Here is a 15,777-nt window from a genome sequence, read left to right as displayed (position 1 = left end):
TTCCCGCAGGTGGTCAAGGGATTCGTCGGCTCTGTGTTACGGTTCACATAGTGAACAGTCGTACTCCTAGCTCACACTCGCGGCGATCGGGCCAGGACAGGGCCCGTGACTCGCGCGGTTCCAACGGCCGGGAAAGCCCTTCGCGCGAGGAACGCAAGGAAGCCACCAGGCGCGCGATCATCGCCGCGGCGCTAAAGGCACTCAACGATCGCAGCTTCAGCGGGCTGAGCCTGCGGGAGGTGACCCGGGAGGCCGGGATCGTGCCCGCGGCCTTCTACCGGCACTTCGAGTCGATGGAGGCGCTCGGCCTGGTGCTCATCGACGAATCGTTCCGCAGCCTGCGGGACACGCTGCGCGGCGCGCGCGCCGGAAAGCTGGACCCGAACCGGGTGATCGAATCGTCGGTCGAGATCCTGGTTGGCAGCGTCGCCGAACAGCGCGAACACTGGCGCTTCATCGCCCGCGAACGCTCCACCGGAGTCTCGGTGCTCCGGTATGCGATCCGGACCGAGATTCGGCTGATCACTTCCGAACTGGCCACCGACCTGGCGCGTTTCCCGCGGCTCAACGAATGGAGCACCGAGGACCTCAACGTGCTGGCCAGCCTCTTCGTGAACTCGATGATCGTGATCGCCGAAGCCATCGAAGACGCGCAGAGCACCGAGGCGTTGCAGGACATTCACCGGATCGCGGTCAAGCAGCTGCGCATGATCGCAATCGGGGTGGCCGGCTGGAAAAGCAATCCCTGACTACTCGTCGACCACCTGGTACAGCGAATCGCCGTCTTCTGGGGCGCCGTCGATCTGGCCCCGATGGGCTCGGCCTGTTTCGTCGTCCGGGATCGGGCTGGTGGCCGCCTGCTCAGTGACGTCGGGTTGTTCCGCGGCGAGTCGCGCGTCGAGCGATTCGCCCTCTCGTTCTTCGCGCGCGGTCATGCCGAACTTGTCGGCACCGCTCCAATCCTCGGGCGGGTCGACGACGATGTCCCCGTCGTTGTTCCGCAGCTCGTCGGAGTCGGTGGACTCTTCCGCGTTCAGGGTGTCACCGGGTCCGCCTTCCTCGGGGAAGTCGGCGGCATCGACAGAACCTGCGTCATCGGTAGCCATTGGCCACGGTTGCCCGCAAGATATGGCCGCTAAACCCGCTCAGATAGCCTTCGCTGACCTCCAGCGTTCGCCGGTGACGAATGACGCGTCGTCGTGCGCGAAGCGCGGACCGTTCAACGCGGGTCTCGCCACATCGGCCACAACGTCGGCCCACCGCCGGGCAAGACGATCTCGCCGGTGACACGGAAGCCGAAACGCTCGTAGTACGGCACATTTTCGGCTTTGCTGGACTCGAGGTAGGCAGGACAGTATTCGGCATCGCAGCGGTCCAACCGAGACCGCATGAGGACCTGGCCGAAGCCGCGCCCGCGGACGTCCGGATCGCTGCCGATGACGGCGAGATACCAGTGCGGTTCCTCCGGGTGCTTGCTCTTCATCAGCTCCTGCAGGCCCCGTGCCTTGGCCGTCCGGAAGCCGAACACCCGCAAGAACGTCGGCGTCTGGGCCAGCTGCGCGCGGCGCGACTCCTGCCATCGATTCGGCGGATCCCACAGCGCGGCCGCGCCGATCCCGGGGCCGTCGCAGGCCACCTCCACGCCGCCGGCACCCAGATGGTGATGGCGTGTCATGGTCGTGAACAGCCGCGACAGGTGCGCGCGGCGCTTATCGGCGTCGGGCAGCAACCAGACCGAAACCGGATCGTCGAAGAACGCCCGGCCCAGGGTGCGTCCCAGTTCGCGAAGATCTGCCTGCTGCGCCGCGCGCGCCTGCGGGGTCATGCCAACAGGTTAATAGCCCGGTCAGCGCGGACCGCGCCACATCGGCCACATCGTCGGACCGCCACCCGGCAGCACTATTTCACCGGTGACCACGAAGCCGAAACGGGCGTAGTACGGCAGGTTTTCGGCTTTGGTCGATTCCAGGTAGGCCGGACAGTATTCGGCATCGCAACGTTCGAGACGGGACCGCATCAGCGCCTGCCCGAAACCTTTGGCGCGCAATGCGGGATCGCTGCCGATGGCGGACAGATACCAGTGCGGTTCTTCGGGGTGCACTCGGTGCATCGCTTCCTGCAGTGCTCGGCCCCGCCCGCTGCGAAAGCCGAACACCCGCAGGAAATCCGGGGTCTGGGCAAGCAGCGTCCAGCGGGATTCCCGCCAGCGATGAGGCGGATCCCACAGCGCCGCCGCACCGATCGCCGAGCCTTGGCAAGCCACTTCCACGCCACCGCCGGCCAGATGGTGGTGACGCGTCATGGTCGCGAACAACCGATTCAATTTGGCCAACCGTGCTTTAGCGTCCGGAAGGATCCAGGTCATGATCGGGTCGTGATAGAACGCCCGGGCCATGGTTTGCGCCAATCCACCGATATCTGCTTGCTGCGCCGGACGTACCCGAGGTCCCATGGGCCATGAGGCTAGACGGCATGATCGGATAAATTCCGGGCGATTCGCAAAGACATTGTGCAACAGTAGGATTCGATGGTGTTTCGGGTTACCTTGCATCGCTCGTAAGATGGAACACGGCGCGCCATCGGGTGTGTTGAAAGGACGCCTCGTGAACCAGGACATCAGCCTCCTCCATCAGCAGATCGCGGATCTGGCGCGTGACCTGCACAATCGGCCCGGCACCGACAGCGAGGTCGTGATCGACCAATTGATCGCCGAAGCCGCACATACGATTCCCGGCGCCCAGTACGCGGGGCTTACCGTGGCCACCCGGCACGGTCAGATCTCAACGCAGGCGAGCACCCACCAGTGGCCCAGGTGGCTCGACCAGATTCAACAGCGATATCAAGAGGGACCGTGTCTGATCGCCGCGTGGGAACACCACACCGTGCGGGTCGATGACCTGGTAGCCGACGCGCGATGGCCGCGGTATCGGCACGCGGCGCTCGCCGAGACACCGATACGGTCGATCCTGTCGTTCGAATTGTTCACCAGCACCCACACCCTGGGTGCGCTGAACGTGTATGCGGAGGTACCCCACGCGTTCGATGACGAGGCCGTGGAGATCGGCTTTGTCTTTGCCACACATGCGGCGCTGGTGTGGGACAGCGTGCAGCGTGAACGCAACTTCCAGAGCGCGCTGGCCAGTCGGGACATCATCGGTCAGGCCAAAGGGATGTTGATGCATCAGTTCGACATCGACGCGGTGCGCGCCTTCGAACTGCTCAAGCGGCTTTCCCAGGAATCCAATACGCCGCTGGTGAATATCGCGCGTGCGGTGGTCGAACTCAGGCGACAGATCGCCGAAACATAACGGCGCGCAGCAAGGCGATCCCGGCGGCGGCCACCACCAGGGCAGTGCCTATTTCACCGACCGCCGTCACCCAGGAGAACCACGTGACTCCCGAGCCCGCAGCGGGATTGATGAAACTGTCGCTGAACGGTCCCCACCTGGGCAGCAGATGCGCGGCACCGAAGCCCACCGCACTGGTCAGGCCGAGCGTGACCGCCGCATGCGGCGCCCACCGGTCTCGCCGCACCACCAGCGCGAGGGTGATCACGGCCGCAACAATCTGAATGTTGCCCGCCATCATCACCGCCGGCGGGATGACATTCATACCTCGCCGAAAGTGGTCAGCGGCATGCAGCGCCAGGGCAACAGCGAAAACCATTGCGGCCCAGTAAAACCGGCGCTCGGCACCGTACCGGTCGGACTTCGGTTGGTTGGTCATCGGCTGCGCTCCGCTCCGCTGGACCCCGCCCTTGTTACTACGCATCGTAGTACTACTAACGGTCGCAGACAAGGCACATACGATGGTGTCGCTCCTGAAACGATGCCGGTGCGACGGTGCACCGGGGAACGGTGCCGACAATGTGGGACTTCGAGACAGACCCGGAATACCAGGCCAAGCTGGACTGGGTGGAGAAATTCATGGTCGAGGAGCTCGAGCCCCTCGACCTGGTCGCGCTTGACCCGTACGACAAGAAGAACGCCGAGATGATGGCCGTGCTGCGGCCGCTGCAGCAACAGGTCAAAGACCAGGGGTTGTGGGCCGCGCACCTGCGGCCCGAACTCGGCGGCCAGGGCTTCGGCCAGGTGAAGCTGGCGCTGCTCAACGAGATCCTCGGGCGATCGCGCTGGGCGCCGTCGGTGTTCGGCTGCCAGGCACCGGATTCGGGCAATGCCGAGATCCTGGCGCTGTTCGGCACCGACGAGCAAAAGGCTCGGTACCTGCAACCGTTGCTCGACGGTGAGATCACCTCCTGCTACTCGATGACCGAACCGCAGGGCGGCTCGGACCCGGGGCTTTTCGTCACCGCCGCCACCCGGGACGGTGACGACTGGGTCATCAACGGCGAAAAATGGTTCTCCACCAATGCCAAACACGCGTCGTTCTTCATCGTCATGGCCGTCACCAATCCCGAAGGCCGTACCTACGAGAAGATGTCGCTGTTCATCGTGCCGGCCGAGACGCCGGGCATCGAGATCGTGCGCAACGTCGGTGTGGGAGCCGAATCCGCCAAGCGCGCCAGCCACGGCTACGTCCGCTATAAGGACGTGCGAGTTCCCGCCGATCATGTGCTCGGCGGTGAGGGCCAGGCGTTCATGATCGCCCAGACCCGGCTCGGCGGCGGGCGGATCCATCACGCCATGCGTACGATCGCGTTGGCACGCAGGGCATTTGACATGATGTGCGAGCGCGCGGTGTCGCGCCAGACCCGGCACGGGCGGCTGTCAGACTTCCAGATGACGCAGGAGAAGATTGCCGACAGCTGGATCCAGATCGAGCAGTTCCGGCTGCTGGTGCTACGCACGGCGTGGCTGATCGACAAGCACCACGACTACCAGAAGGTGCGTCGTGACATCGCGGCGGTAAAGGTGGCCATGCCGCAGGTGTTGCACGACGTGGCTCAGCGCGCGCTGCATCTGCACGGCGCCCTGGGAGTCTCCGACGAGATGCCGTTCGTCAAGATGCTGATCGCCGCGGAGTCACTGGGCATCGCCGACGGGGCCACCGAGTTGCACAAGATGACGGTGGCGCGCCGCACCCTGCGCGAATATCAGCCCGTCACAACGCCTTTCCCGTCACAGCACATTCCAACCCGCAAGGCCGAGGCCGAGGCGCGCCTGGCCGCGCGGCTGGAACACTCAATCGCCGAGTTCTGACGCCGGTTACCGGCGCGAGCAGACGCAAAAGCCCCCGACACGCCGTGCGTGCGGGGGCTTTTGCGTCTGCTCGCGCCAACTAGGTGACGTACCGCACGATGCTTTCGGCCACACATGCCGGCTTGGCGGAACCCTCGATCTCGACGGTGGTCGACACCACCGCCTGCACGGCACCGTTGCCCACGTCATCGACACTGACCAGCGAGCTGGTCGCCCGCACCCGCGAACCCACCGGCACCGGCGCCGGGAAGCGAACCTTGTTCAGGCCGTAGTTGATTGCCAGCTTGATGCCCTTGACCGTGTACATGTCGTGCTGCAGTCGCGGCAGCAACGACAACGTCATGAACCCGTGGGCGATGGTCGTGCCGAACGGACCCTTGGCGGCCCGTTCCGGGTCCACGTGGATCCACTGGTGATCACCCGTCGCGTCGGCGAACAGGTTGACCTCTTCCTGACTGATCGTCACCCAGTCGCTCTGCCCGATCGTTTCGCCCGCGGCGGCGGCGAGGTCAGTGACTGACTCGAAAGTGCGCATGGTCTCTCCTCTGCTGGGGGTATGCATAGAACTTATGCGGCTCCTTCTGATCGCCGACACGCACATCCCGAAACGGGCCCGCGACCTGCCCGCGCGGGTCTGGGACGAGGTCGCGGCGGCCGACGTCGTCATCCACGCCGGCGACTGGGTGGTCCCCGAGTTGCTCGACTCGCTCGAAGCCAGGGCCAAGCGGCTGATCGCCTGCTGGGGCAATAACGACGGTGACGAACTGCGGTCCCGCCTGCCCGAACGCGCCGACGCCGAGCTGGCCGGGGTGCGCTTCACCGTGGTGCACGAGACCGGTGCCGCCGCCGGGCGCGAGGCGCGGATGTCGCGGCTCTATCCCGACACCGACGTGCTGGTGTTCGGCCACAGCCATATCCCCTGGGACACCACGACGCCGACCGGCCTGCGCCTGCTCAACCCCGGGTCACCCACGGACCGCCGGCGCCAACCCTTCTGCACTTACATGACCGTGCTGCTGCGGGACGGGTCCGTGGACGTCTCCCTCGAGCGACTCAGGCCTGGTGACCGATGAGCATGCCGTCGGCGGGACCGGGCGCACAACCCGGGGCCGCGACCCGCGCGCCGAAATAGAGCAACTCCCACAACGTTCGGCCGCTCGCGACGTCGACCGCGCCGCCGTGTTGGTGCTCGAGCGTGACCTCGCCGAGGAACCGTAGGTAGGCGCCGGCCGCACCGAAGTCGAGGGTGGACACCTCCCGCTGCTGGCGAAAGGTCACGGTGAAGGTGTCGGCACCGGCCGAGACCCGGTATTGCAGCCGGTGCGCCACCGGGATGCCGGTCTGCGCGTGCGTGTCGACTTCTGATCCGCTGAACACGACCGCCTCGGCGCCAACGGCCGAGGCGACGATCTGGTCGCCCTTCGCCACCATGACCGCCGGCAGCGGCGCCGTGTCGTAGTCGGCGTGGCTGACGAACATCAACGTGACGACGGTGTACTCCCCCACCCGTGCCCGGCCCCAATACCAGTGATCGAGCACCTTGCGCGGGGCGACATTGCCCCAATTGTGGTCGTGATAACCGGCGCCGGTGAGCCGGCGGGTACGGCCGTCCACGGTGATGGTCGCCTGCACCGCGCCGCGGGGGGCCATCGGCAGCCAGGCGATGTAGTGCTGCTCCTCGGCGCCGAAGAAGACATGGCCGGTAGCCGGGCGCCACGCTGGCGTTTCCGGCGTAAGCATGAAATCCGCTGTGGTGTCGTCGATTTCGACGTGAATCCGGTAACCGCCCGCGGTACGGCGGAAGAAGTTCGCGCCGATCCGCACATCGCAGTCCTCGATGGACGCGCTGAACAGCTCCGGTTCGGTGATGAGGGTGCGGTCGGTACGCGTCCCGTCCGACGCGGTGATCGTCAGCAGGACAAAGGGGGTCAGCGGGGTCTTCGGAGAGACGTAGGGCGGCTTGGTGTGCATTTCCACGGTCACCGTCGATCCGTCGTCGAGATGGGCGTCGAAGTACCACCACTCGAACGTCCCACGTGTCTGATCGGCTGTGCTGGTCCGCCAACCGTCTTCCCATGTCTGAATCTGGTTGGGAGTCAACCCGAGACGCGTGTAGTGCCGTGCGTGAGTACCGATGAGGGCGTGCTTGTCGGAGAAGGTCATGGCGCGACGCTAGGCGCGCGAACCGCCGAGATTACGACAGTGGGCATACCATTTGCGACATGTTTGTCGGAGTGATGGCGCTGCCGGGCTGCTGGGACTCCGGGCTGGTGACCATCCTCGACGTGCTGCGCGGCGCCAACGCGGCGCGGATTCAGCTGCCCGGCGCTATTCCTGAGATCGGGGTGCGCACCGTCGGTATCGATTTGGAGCCGGTCCGGACGGCGGGCGGCCTTTCGGTGCCGGTCGAGGTGACGGTCGACGACCCCGCGATGGACGGGCTCGATCTGCTGGTGGTGCCGGCGTTGACCATGAACACTCCGACGGGAGTCATCGACGCACTGCTGCGCGACGAGATCCGCGCCGCGCGTGGTGCCGTGCGCGATTGGGTGCGTGCCGACCGACCGGTGGCCGCCGCGTGTACCGGGACATTTGTGCTCGCCGATGCCGGTGTGCTCGATTCCCGGCACGCCACGACCAGCTGGTGGCTCGCCGCCGAGTTCGCCCGGCGCTTCCCGCGGGTCAATCTGGACATGTCCCGAATGGTCATCACGGACGGCCATATCACCACGGCCGGCGCCGCATTCGCGCACATCGACCTCGCGATGCACATCGTGGCGGGTATCAGCCCGCAATTGGCCGATGCCGCGGGCGCCATTCTGCTTTTCGACCAGCGGCCCGCGCCGAGCGTGCGGGCCGCCCACGGTTACCTGGCCAACACCGACCGCCTGGTCGTCGACTTCGAGGCGTGGGTTCGCAACAACCTCGATGCCGATGTCTCCATCGCCCGTGCCGCACTGGACCTGGACACCACTCGCCGCACCCTAGAACGCCGGGTGCGGCAACAGCTGGGCATTACGCCGTACGCGTTTGTGCAGCGCATCCGCGTCGAGCGGGCCAGGCATCTGCGCCAGACCACGCCGCTGACGCTGAACCAGATCGCGGGCATGGTCGGCTACGGCTCGGCGTCGTCGTTGCGCGACGCCATGCGCAGGGTTACATAGATAGCTCGCCTACAGAGGTATTCTGGGTGGAGTGACCAATGGAGTGACCACCGCTGCCGATCTCGCCGCCGAACTGCCCCGCACCCTGGGCCGGTTCCGCCGGCAGCTGCGCCGCGCCACCGGCACCGGCTACCCGCCCGGTCAGCTGTCCGAATCGCAGGCCGAGCTGTTGCGCCTGGTCTCGCGCCGACCTGGCGTCTCGGTGAGCGTCGCGGCCGCTGAACTCGGACTGGTACCCAACACCGCCTCCACCCTGGTGTCCAAGCTGTGCTGCGCGGGCTTGCTGGAACGTACCGCCGACACCGCCGACCGGCGGATCAGCCGGTTGCGGCTCACCGAATCGGCACAGCACGTGATGGATGCCACTGCCGCGACCCGGCGCGCCGTGCTGATCGACCTGCTCGATGAGCTTGACGACCACCAGATCGGGGTATTGGCCAAAGGGTTGGAGGTCCTCGAGGGGATCACCAGGAAACTGCAGGAGCGATACACATGACTGACGCGATCGACTGTCGTCGGCTGACCTACCGCTACGGCCCGCACACGGCCGTCGACGACGTGACGTTCTCGGTCAGGCCGGGCGAGACGATGGGTCTGCTGGGCCCCAACGGCGCCGGCAAGACGACGGTGGTGCGGGTGCTGACCACGCTCGCGCCGGTCCAGCAGGGCGAGCTGCGTATCTTCGGGCTGGACGCGCGGCACCAGACTGTGGACATCCGTAGCAACATCGGCTATGTGCCACAACAGCTTTCGATCGAGACAGCGCTCACCGGCCGGCAGAACGTAGCTTGGTTCGCCCGCCTGTACGGGGTGCCGCGCGCCGAGCGCGCCGAACGTGTCGACCAGGCGCTGGCCGCGATGGATCTGCTCGACGTCGCCGACCGGCTCGCGTCGAGCTATTCCGGTGGGATGGTCCGCCGGCTGGAAGTGGCCCAGGCGCTGGTGAACCGGCCCTCGCTGCTGGTGCTCGACGAACCGACGGTGGGCCTGGACCCGATAGCGCGCGACGGCGTCTGGCGGCAGGTCCAGCAGATGCAGCAACAGTTCGGTATGACCGTGCTGCTCACCACCCACTACATGGAAGAGGCGGACGCGCTGTGCGACCGGGTCGCGCTGATGCACAAGGGCGCGCTGCAAGCGGTCGGCACGCCGGATGAGTTGAAGGAGACGGTGTCGCCGGACGCCTCCCTCGAAGACGTGTTCCGCCACTACGCCGCATCGGATCTCGACCAGCCGTCGGCCGATATGCGCGAACTCCGGTCTAGCAGAAGGGCGCCAGCGTAATGACGGTTGATCGAGACTGCCAGCCCGTCGAGGTGCAGCTGGTCCGTGCGCCCCGCGGAATCGACCGCGTCGGAGCAACTTTGGGCCGCGTCGGCGCATTCGCGATCGTGGAACTGCAGAAGTTGCGGCACGACCGCACCGAGCTCGTCATGCGCATGGTGCAGCCCGCGTTGTGGTTGCTCATCTTCGGTACCACGTTCAGCCACCTGCACGTCATCGATACCGGGCCGGTCTCGTATCAGGCGTTCCTGGCGCCGGGCATCATCGCCCAATCGGCGTTGTTCATCTCGATTTTCTATGGCATCCAGATCATTTGGGATCGCGACGCGGGCGTGCTGGCCAAACTCATGGTGACGCCCGCACCGGCGTCGGCACTGATCACGGGCAAGTCGTTCGCCGCGGGGGTGCGCTCGGTGGCGCAGGTTGTGGGTGTTCTTGTCCTGGCGTATGTGATGGGGATCGGCCTGACGGTCAACCCGCTGCGGATCCTGGCCGCGATGGTTGCGGTCATGCTGGGTGCGGCGTTCTTCGCCTGCCTGTCAATGACATTGGCCGGACTGGTGCGCAACCGGGACCGCCTGATGGGCATCGGTCAGGCCATCACCATGCCGCTGTTCTTCGCGTCCAACGCGCTGTACCCGGTCGACGTGATGCCGGCCTGGTTGCATGCGCTGAGCAAGATCAACCCGCTGAGCTACGAGGTCGACGTGTTGCGGGCGCTGCTGATCGGCGCCCCGTTCCACGCGGTGGACATCGTCGTGCTCCTGGTAGCACCGGTGATCGGAATCATCACGGCGTCAACCTTTTTGCGACGGCTGGTCGCCTAGTTATCGCATTGTGACCGGATCGCGACCGTCTCGCCGCGGAGTCCGGCCCGAAGCCTAATCGTTAGCCAACCGCGACATGTGCCGTCGGCCGTGACGGCCGGGTGGCGTCGGTCACTTGTGTTTCACTCGCCCAGAACAAGATTTCTCCGCACGAGCGGCAGATGAAAGTTGGGACGGGTCAAGCGATGAAGTTCGTTGAAAAGCTGCGTGGCGCAGCGGCAACCATGCCCCGCAGGCTGGCGATCGCTGCTATGGGGGCTGCCCTGCTGACGGGTCTCATCGGCGCCGTCGGCGGATCGGCGACCGCGGGGGCGTTCTCCCGGCCGGGGCTTCCGGTGGAATATCTGCAGATTCCGTCGCCGTCGATGGGACGCAACATCAGGGTCGAATTCCAGAACGGCGGACCGCACGCGGTCTACCTGCTCGACGGATTGCGCGCACAGGACGACTACAGCGGCTGGGACATCAACACCCCGGTCTTCGAGGAGTTCTACCAGTCCGGGCTGTCGGTGGTCATGCCGGTGGGCGGTCAGTCCAGTTTCTACAGCGACTGGTACCAGCCTTCACAGGGGAACGGGCAGAACTACACCTACAAATGGGAGACCTTCCTGACCCGGGAGATGCCCGCCTACCTGCAGGCCCAAAAGGGTGTATCGCCCGCCGGCAACGCGGCGGTGGGGCTGTCGATGTCCGGTGGTTCGGCGCTGATCCTGGCCGCCTACTACCCACAGATGTTCCCGTATGCCGCGTCACTGTCGGGCTTCCTGAACCCGGCCGACGGCTGGTGGCCGACGCTGATCGGACTGGCGATGAACGACGCCGGCGGCTACAACGCCAACAGCATGTGGGGCCCGTCCACCGACCCGGCGTGGAAGCGCAACGACCCGATGCTGCAGATCCCGCGGCTGGTCGCCAACAACACCCGGATCTGGGTCTACTGCGGCAACGGCACACCGAGTGACCTGGGTGGCGACAACATGCCGGCCAAGTTCCTGGAGGGCCTGACGTTGCGCACCAACCAGCAGTTCCAGCAGACCTACGCCGCCTCGGGCGGACGCAACGGCGTCTTCCAGTTCCCGAACAACGGCACCCACTCGTGGAACTACTGGAACCAGCAGCTGATGGCGATGAAGCCGGACATGCTGCAGGTGATCAACGCGGTCAACGCACCGGCACCGGCGCCCGCGCCCGCCGCCGCACCGGCCCCGGTCACCGGGCCCGCCACCTGACCCAGCCGGTCACCGATGGACCACATCGGCAGCAGCGCAACGGCCAGCGCTGCTGCCGATGTTCATTTTTCGGAGGCAGCAGCGCAACGGCCAGCGCTGCTGCCGATGTTCATTTTTCGGAGGCAGATTCAGCCCGTGTTTCAGCTCAGCAGCCCACGCCGGTCGGCGTGCAGGTAGGTGTAGCAGGTTGTCAGCGCGCACACGAAGGCCGCCACACCCAGCATCTGGGTACCGCTGACCGTAGTGCTGATGGCGCCGCCGATTGCCGCGCCCGAGACAAAGCTGGCGAACAACAGGAAGTAGCCCAGCCAGTCCTCCACCCGTCCACCGGCGACGTGCCGTTCGATGCCCTGGCCCATCTTGACCAGGGTGCCGGTGACATAACTCAGCGGCACCGACACCTCACCGTCCTTGACGAAGGAGGTGTTCAGCGCGCCAATCCCGAAGACCACAAACATAATTGGCACGAAATCCAGCAGGGACTCCTCCCAGCCACCCAGCACTATGTCCAGGCCGGTGGCGAACACCAGGCTGAAAGTGGTCAACACGGTGGGACCGTGGGGATGCTCCGCCCAGAAACGGCGGCGGCACACCGACGAGACCACGACGCCGACGACGAAGCACAGCAGCAACGCGGCCGCGCTCACGGACAACGCCACGTCATCGCGGAAGACGCCCAGCACGGCTCGTTGGGCGTTGCCGGTCATAAAAGTGACGAAGTAGCCGGCGGAGTGGCTGAAAGCGGTGGCCCCCAGCACGCCGGCCAGGCCGGCCAGCACCCATGACAGTCTTGCTTCGCTGTCGTAGATCTCTTTTTGCAGGGGCACCGTCACATCATGCCGTGGCCGGCTGCTGGGGATCAGCCCATCGTCAGACGGGCGATCGATCGCAGCGGGATGGGCAACCAGGTAGGCCGGTGCCGGGACTCGTAACCCGTTTCGTACACCGCCTTGTCCAGTTCGTAGGCGGCGAGCACCAGCGCCGAGTCCCGCGGGTCGGTTCCTGAGGCGGCCGCGTAGCCGTCACAGAACGCGGCGCGATTGCGCTCGACCCATTCTCGGGCGCGGGCGGCGAGCTGCTTGTCCCCGCCCTGATCGACCAGCGGCCCATAGGCTGCGTACTCGAACGACCGCAACACACCGGCCACGTCGCGCAGCGGCGAATCCGGTGCCCGGCGCTCGGCCAACGGTTGACCCGGCTCCCCTTCGAAGTCGATCAGCACCCAGCTTTCCGGGGTGCGCAACACCTGCCCCAGATGCAGGTCACCGTGCACGCGCTGCACGGTGATCGGTTCGTCGGCGAGCTTGCCGAAGCGTTCTTCGATGGTCACCACGTAGTCGCTCAACTCGGGCACGGTAGCCGCCGCTGACGACAGGCGTGACAGCACCGTGTCCACCGGGAACGTCGCCTGCCGCGTCCCGAGCTGCTCGGCCAGGGTGGCGTGCACCGACGCGACGGCCTCGCCGAGCCGGTACGACTCCCCGGCGAAGTCACCACCCACTTCGTAGGCGTACAGGTCGCCCTCGGCGAACAGGTCACGAACACTGGCGGTGGCCATCGCCCAGCCTTCGGCCGCGTTGGCCGCGAAGGCGGTCACCATGCCCAGCGGAGACCCGTCGTCCTGGCCGGATCCGGCGACCTCGTAGGCGCCCAGCAGCCGGGCCACATGCGGGTTGCCGGCCCGGCCGAGCACCCGGTTGAGCTCGATATCGGGATTGATGCCCTGGCTGACCCGCCGGAACACCTTGAAGATCGCGGCCGGCGGGCGGTCGAAGATCACGCTGGTGTTGCTCTGCTCGGCGTCGGACACGCGTGGATAGGCGTCCAGCGGCAGTTCGACGTCTGGCTCCTTGGTGAAGTTCAGCTCCGTGCCCGGCGACGCGCCGGATGCGGCACGCGTCGCCGACTCGTCGATCAGCGACAGCAGAAATCGGGGCGCCTTGGAGTCGTACAGCGCGTCGAACCCGATGTGGTCGTCGGCCGAGCCGATGGTGGCCTGGGTGCTGAACTCGGGAACCGGTTCGGAGTCCCACCGGACCAGCACCTGGTAGCGCTCGCTGAAGCCGTCGGCGTAGCCGACGTCGATGAGCACCAGGTCCAGCGCCTCGCGCAGCGGCACCACAACCGCGACGTCGGCGCTGACCAGTTCCCGATTGCGGCCGGCGTACCAGCGTTGCTGCGGCAGCCACTCCGCCCAGGGCAGCTTGGCCGGCTGCGTGGCCGAGAATGGCGCGTTCATCGTTCCTCCTCCGAAGCGGACAACTGGAACCAGTAGAACCCGTGCCCGGGAAGGGTCAGTAGGTACGGCAGGTGACCGATGCGGGGAAACTCGACCTGCCCGGTCAGTTCAACCGGCGTGTAGTTGTTCCACTGTTGCAAGTTCAGCTCGATGGGCTGCGGGAACCGTGACAGGTTGTTCACGCACAGCACCACATCGTCTTCCTCACCATTTTCGCCCCGGGTTTCGCGCACGTACGCAAGGACCGACGGGTTGGACCCGCCCAGTTCCTGAAACGATCCCACGGCGAAGGCCTCGTGTCGGCGTCGCACCGCCAGCATCGTGCGGGTCCAGTTGAGCAGCGAGGTGGAAGTATCGCGCTGTGCCTCGACGTTGACCGCCTGGTAGCCGTAGACCGAGTCCTGGCTGGCCGGCAGGAAGAGCCGGCCCGGATTGGCGGTGGAAAAACCGGCATTGCGGTCCGGCGTCCATTGCATGGGTGTCCGCACCCCATCCCGGTCGCCCAACCAGATGACATCACCCATTCCGATCTCGTCGCCGTAATACAGCACCGGCGAACCAGGCAGGGACAGCAGCAGCGCGTTGAACAATCGCATCTGGTTGAAGTCGTTTTCCAGCAGCGGCGCCAGTCGGCGCCGGATGCCGACGTTGGCCTTCATCCGCGGGTCCTTGGCGTACTCCGCATACATGTAGTCGCGTTCTTCGTCGCTGACCATTTCCAGCGTGAGCTCGTCATGGTTGCGCAGGAAGATGCCCCACTGCGCCATGTCCGGAATGCCCGGCGTCTGGGCCAGAATCTCGGAGATCGGAAACCGCGATTCCCGCCGAACCGCCATGAAGATCCGCGGCATCAGCGGGAAGTGAAATGCCATGTGGCATTCGTCGCCGCCGGTAGTGGGGTCGCCGAAGTATTCGACGACGTCGGCGGGCCACTGGTTGGCCTCGGCCAGCAGCACCCGGCCCGGAAACTCGTCGTCGACCACCTTGCGGCACCGCTTCAGGAAGGCGTGTGTCTCGGGCAGGTTCTCGCAGTTGGTGCCCTCCCGCTCGAACAGGTAGGGCACCGCGTCCAGCCGGAAACCGTCGATGCCCAGCCCGAGCCAGAACCGCAGGACGTCGATCATCGCCTCCTGCACGGCGGGGTTGTCGTAGTTCAGATCCGGCTGGTGGGAGAAGAACCGGTGCCAGTAGAACTGGCGCCGTACCGGGTCGAACGTCCAGTTGGATTCCTCGGTGTCGACGAAGATGATCCGCGCATCGGTGTACTTCTCGCTGGTGTCGCTCCACACGTAGAAGTCCCCGTACGGACCGTCCGGGTCGTGCCGGGATTCCTGAAACCATGGGTGGGACTCGGAGGTGTGGTTCATCACCAGGTCGGTGATGACGCGGATGCCGCGCTGGTGGGCCTCGTCGATCAGCGCGACGAAGTCCTCCACGGTGCCGAACTCGGGCAGCACCTTGTAGAAGTCGCGGATGTCATAGCCGCCATCGCGCAGCGGTGAGTCGTAGAACGGGGGCAGCCAGAGGCAGTCGACGCCGAGCCACTGCAGGTAATCCAGGCGGTCGATCAGGCCACGCAGGTCGCCGGACCCGTCGGCATTCGAGTCGAAGAATGCCCGCACCAGCACCTCGTAGAACACCGCGTGCTTGAACCAGGTGGGATCTGCGGGCAGGGCAGCGGCGTTGTCGAAGTCCTGCGCGGTCGGGTGTTCGACCACGCCTCCTTCGACGTGACTGCCCTCGGCGGGATGGTGCGCGGGATCCTGCCTCGAGGTCTGCGTCGCGTCATTCATCAAATCCACGATGCCACGTGTACCCGAGAGGCCTGTCGAAGAATCACCCTAAGCGTACCGATCCTGAATTCCCGCTCAC

General features: G+C 65.8%; 18 protein-coding genes. 9 read left to right on the top strand and 9 right to left on the bottom strand.

Features of this window, described 5'->3' with window-relative positions; translation table 11 throughout:
• Positions 1 to 50: 50 nt before the first annotated feature.
• Positions 51 to 749, top strand: a complete 699-nt coding sequence (locus A5645_RS05600) for a TetR family transcriptional regulator (protein WP_065034330.1) — start codon at positions 51 to 53, stop codon at positions 747 to 749.
• On the opposite strand, the gene A5645_RS05595 is transcribed toward A5645_RS05600, so the two are convergent.
• The 3 genes from A5645_RS05595 to A5645_RS05585 form a co-directional block, all read right to left on the bottom strand.
• Complete coding sequence (locus tag A5645_RS05595; RefSeq protein ID WP_065034331.1) at positions 750 to 1,106, bottom strand: hypothetical protein; 357 nt, start codon at positions 1,104 to 1,106, stop codon at positions 750 to 752. It abuts the gene before it with no gap.
• 113 nt (positions 1,107 to 1,219) lie between these two features.
• Complete coding sequence (locus A5645_RS05590) at positions 1,220 to 1,825, bottom strand: GNAT family N-acetyltransferase (RefSeq protein ID WP_065128800.1); 606 nt, start codon at positions 1,823 to 1,825, stop codon at positions 1,220 to 1,222.
• 21 nt (positions 1,826 to 1,846) lie between these two features.
• On the bottom strand, positions 1,847 to 2,452 hold the full coding sequence (locus A5645_RS05585; protein WP_065128799.1) for a GNAT family N-acetyltransferase: 606 nt from the start codon (positions 2,450 to 2,452) through the stop codon (positions 1,847 to 1,849).
• Between the two features lie 151 nt (positions 2,453 to 2,603).
• On the opposite strand from A5645_RS05585, the gene A5645_RS05580 reads away from it, so the two are divergent.
• On the top strand, positions 2,604 to 3,308 hold the full coding sequence (locus A5645_RS05580; RefSeq protein WP_231123123.1) for a GAF and ANTAR domain-containing protein: 705 nt from the start codon (positions 2,604 to 2,606) through the stop codon (positions 3,306 to 3,308).
• Here A5645_RS05580 and A5645_RS05575 read toward each other — a convergent pair.
• Positions 3,283 to 3,726, bottom strand: a complete 444-nt coding sequence (locus tag A5645_RS05575; RefSeq protein ID WP_065128797.1) for a hypothetical protein — start codon at positions 3,724 to 3,726, stop codon at positions 3,283 to 3,285. The genes A5645_RS05580 and A5645_RS05575 overlap by 26 nt on opposite strands.
• Before the next feature lie 140 nt (positions 3,727 to 3,866).
• Here A5645_RS05575 and A5645_RS05570 point away from each other — a divergent pair, with 140 nt between their 5' ends.
• Positions 3,867 to 5,162 (top strand): acyl-CoA dehydrogenase family protein, encoded by a 1,296-nt coding sequence (locus A5645_RS05570; protein WP_065035749.1) that lies wholly within the window; start codon positions 3,867 to 3,869, stop codon positions 5,160 to 5,162.
• A 79-nt stretch (positions 5,163 to 5,241) separates the two neighbouring features.
• On the opposite strand, the gene A5645_RS05565 is transcribed toward A5645_RS05570, so the two are convergent.
• Positions 5,242 to 5,697: a MaoC family dehydratase gene (locus A5645_RS05565; protein WP_065037309.1), complete on the bottom strand. Its 456-nt coding sequence runs from the start codon at positions 5,695 to 5,697 to the stop codon at positions 5,242 to 5,244.
• A 34-nt stretch (positions 5,698 to 5,731) separates the two neighbouring features.
• Here A5645_RS05565 and A5645_RS05560 point away from each other — a divergent pair, with 34 nt between their 5' ends.
• Entirely contained in the window at positions 5,732 to 6,235 is a 504-nt protein-coding gene (locus tag A5645_RS05560) for a metallophosphoesterase family protein (RefSeq protein ID WP_065037308.1), read from the top strand.
• Here A5645_RS05560 and A5645_RS05555 read toward each other — a convergent pair.
• Positions 6,216 to 7,325 carry a lipocalin-like domain-containing protein gene (locus A5645_RS05555; RefSeq protein WP_065128794.1) on the bottom strand — a complete coding sequence of 370 codons (1,110 nt, stop codon included), beginning with the start codon at positions 7,323 to 7,325 and terminating at the stop codon, positions 6,216 to 6,218. The two genes, A5645_RS05560 and A5645_RS05555, sit on opposite strands and share 20 nt — an antisense overlap.
• A gap of 59 nt (positions 7,326 to 7,384) precedes the next feature.
• Between A5645_RS05555 and A5645_RS05550 the strand changes: the two genes are divergently transcribed.
• From A5645_RS05550 to ag85C, 5 genes are all read left to right on the top strand, one after another.
• Positions 7,385 to 8,326 (top strand): GlxA family transcriptional regulator, encoded by a 942-nt coding sequence (locus A5645_RS05550; protein WP_065037306.1) that lies wholly within the window; start codon positions 7,385 to 7,387, stop codon positions 8,324 to 8,326.
• A gap of 31 nt (positions 8,327 to 8,357) precedes the next feature.
• Positions 8,358 to 8,822, top strand: coding sequence for a MarR family winged helix-turn-helix transcriptional regulator (locus A5645_RS05545; protein WP_231123270.1), 465 nt, complete (start codon positions 8,358 to 8,360; stop codon positions 8,820 to 8,822).
• Positions 8,819 to 9,610 (top strand): ATP-binding cassette domain-containing protein, encoded by a 792-nt coding sequence (locus tag A5645_RS05540; RefSeq protein WP_065128792.1) that lies wholly within the window; start codon positions 8,819 to 8,821, stop codon positions 9,608 to 9,610. The genes A5645_RS05545 and A5645_RS05540 overlap by 4 nt, the downstream gene beginning before the upstream one ends.
• Positions 9,610 to 10,437: an ABC transporter permease gene (locus tag A5645_RS05535; protein WP_065037304.1), complete on the top strand. Its 828-nt coding sequence runs from the start codon at positions 9,610 to 9,612 to the stop codon at positions 10,435 to 10,437. Before A5645_RS05540 ends, A5645_RS05535 begins: the two co-directional genes overlap by 1 nt.
• 185 nt (positions 10,438 to 10,622) lie before the next feature.
• Positions 10,623 to 11,666, top strand: coding sequence for a diacylglycerol acyltransferase/mycolyltransferase Ag85C (gene ag85C / locus A5645_RS05530; RefSeq protein ID WP_065037303.1), 1,044 nt, complete (start codon positions 10,623 to 10,625; stop codon positions 11,664 to 11,666).
• Positions 11,667 to 11,806: 140 nt separating this feature from the next.
• On the opposite strand, the gene A5645_RS05525 is transcribed toward ag85C, so the two are convergent.
• The 3 genes from A5645_RS05525 to treS are packed head-to-tail and all read right to left on the bottom strand — an operon-like array spanning position 11,807 to position 15,698.
• The gene (locus tag A5645_RS05525; RefSeq protein WP_065128945.1) at positions 11,807 to 12,487 is read right to left on the bottom strand and encodes a YoaK family protein; all 681 of its coding nucleotides are present in this window, start codon (positions 12,485 to 12,487) and stop codon (positions 11,807 to 11,809) included.
• 38 nt (positions 12,488 to 12,525) lie between these two features.
• Positions 12,526 to 13,905, bottom strand: a complete 1,380-nt coding sequence (locus A5645_RS05520; RefSeq protein ID WP_065128790.1) for a maltokinase N-terminal cap-like domain-containing protein — start codon at positions 13,903 to 13,905, stop codon at positions 12,526 to 12,528.
• Positions 13,902 to 15,698, bottom strand: a complete 1,797-nt coding sequence (gene treS / locus A5645_RS05515) for a maltose alpha-D-glucosyltransferase (protein ID WP_065037318.1) — start codon at positions 15,696 to 15,698, stop codon at positions 13,902 to 13,904. Before treS ends, A5645_RS05520 begins: the two co-directional genes overlap by 4 nt.
• Positions 15,699 to 15,777: the final 79 nt, after the last annotated feature.

Origin of the sequence: Mycobacterium asiaticum (assembly GCF_001673635.1) — a bacterium.
GTDB lineage: Bacteria > Actinomycetota > Actinomycetes > Mycobacteriales > Mycobacteriaceae > Mycobacterium > Mycobacterium asiaticum_C.
The sequence above is the reverse complement of the archived record's forward strand: the minus strand, read 5'-3'. Positions and strand labels throughout refer to the sequence as shown.

Bases quoted from the DNA above. Each gene is read 5' to 3' on its own strand.
- A5645_RS05550 (WP_065037306.1), top strand. From the start codon at position 7,385: ATGTTTGTCGGAGTGATGGCGCTGCCGGGCTGCTGGGACTCCGGGCTG.
- A5645_RS05575 (WP_065128797.1), bottom strand. From the start codon at position 3,726: ATGACCAACCAACCGAAGTCCGACCGGTACGGTGCCGAGCGCCGGTTT.
- A5645_RS05520 (WP_065128790.1), bottom strand. From the start codon at position 13,905: ATGAACGCGCCATTCTCGGCCACGCAGCCGGCCAAGCTGCCCTGGGCG.
- A5645_RS05595 (WP_065034331.1), bottom strand. From the start codon at position 1,106: ATGGCTACCGATGACGCAGGTTCTGTCGATGCCGCCGACTTCCCCGAG.
- A5645_RS05565 (WP_065037309.1), bottom strand. From the start codon at position 5,697: ATGCGCACTTTCGAGTCAGTCACTGACCTCGCCGCCGCCGCGGGCGAA.
- A5645_RS05555 (WP_065128794.1), bottom strand. From the start codon at position 7,325: ATGACCTTCTCCGACAAGCACGCCCTCATCGGTACTCACGCACGGCAC.
- A5645_RS05540 (WP_065128792.1), top strand. From the start codon at position 8,819: ATGACTGACGCGATCGACTGTCGTCGGCTGACCTACCGCTACGGCCCG.
- A5645_RS05560 (WP_065037308.1), top strand. From the start codon at position 5,732: ATGCGGCTCCTTCTGATCGCCGACACGCACATCCCGAAACGGGCCCGC.
- A5645_RS05570 (WP_065035749.1), top strand. From the start codon at position 3,867: ATGTGGGACTTCGAGACAGACCCGGAATACCAGGCCAAGCTGGACTGG.
- A5645_RS05585 (WP_065128799.1), bottom strand. From the start codon at position 2,452: ATGGGACCTCGGGTACGTCCGGCGCAGCAAGCAGATATCGGTGGATTG.
- A5645_RS05535 (WP_065037304.1), top strand. From the start codon at position 9,610: ATGACGGTTGATCGAGACTGCCAGCCCGTCGAGGTGCAGCTGGTCCGT.
- treS (WP_065037318.1), bottom strand. From the start codon at position 15,698: ATGAATGACGCGACGCAGACCTCGAGGCAGGATCCCGCGCACCATCCC.
- ag85C (WP_065037303.1), top strand. From the start codon at position 10,623: ATGAAGTTCGTTGAAAAGCTGCGTGGCGCAGCGGCAACCATGCCCCGC.
- A5645_RS05590 (WP_065128800.1), bottom strand. From the start codon at position 1,825: ATGACCCCGCAGGCGCGCGCGGCGCAGCAGGCAGATCTTCGCGAACTG.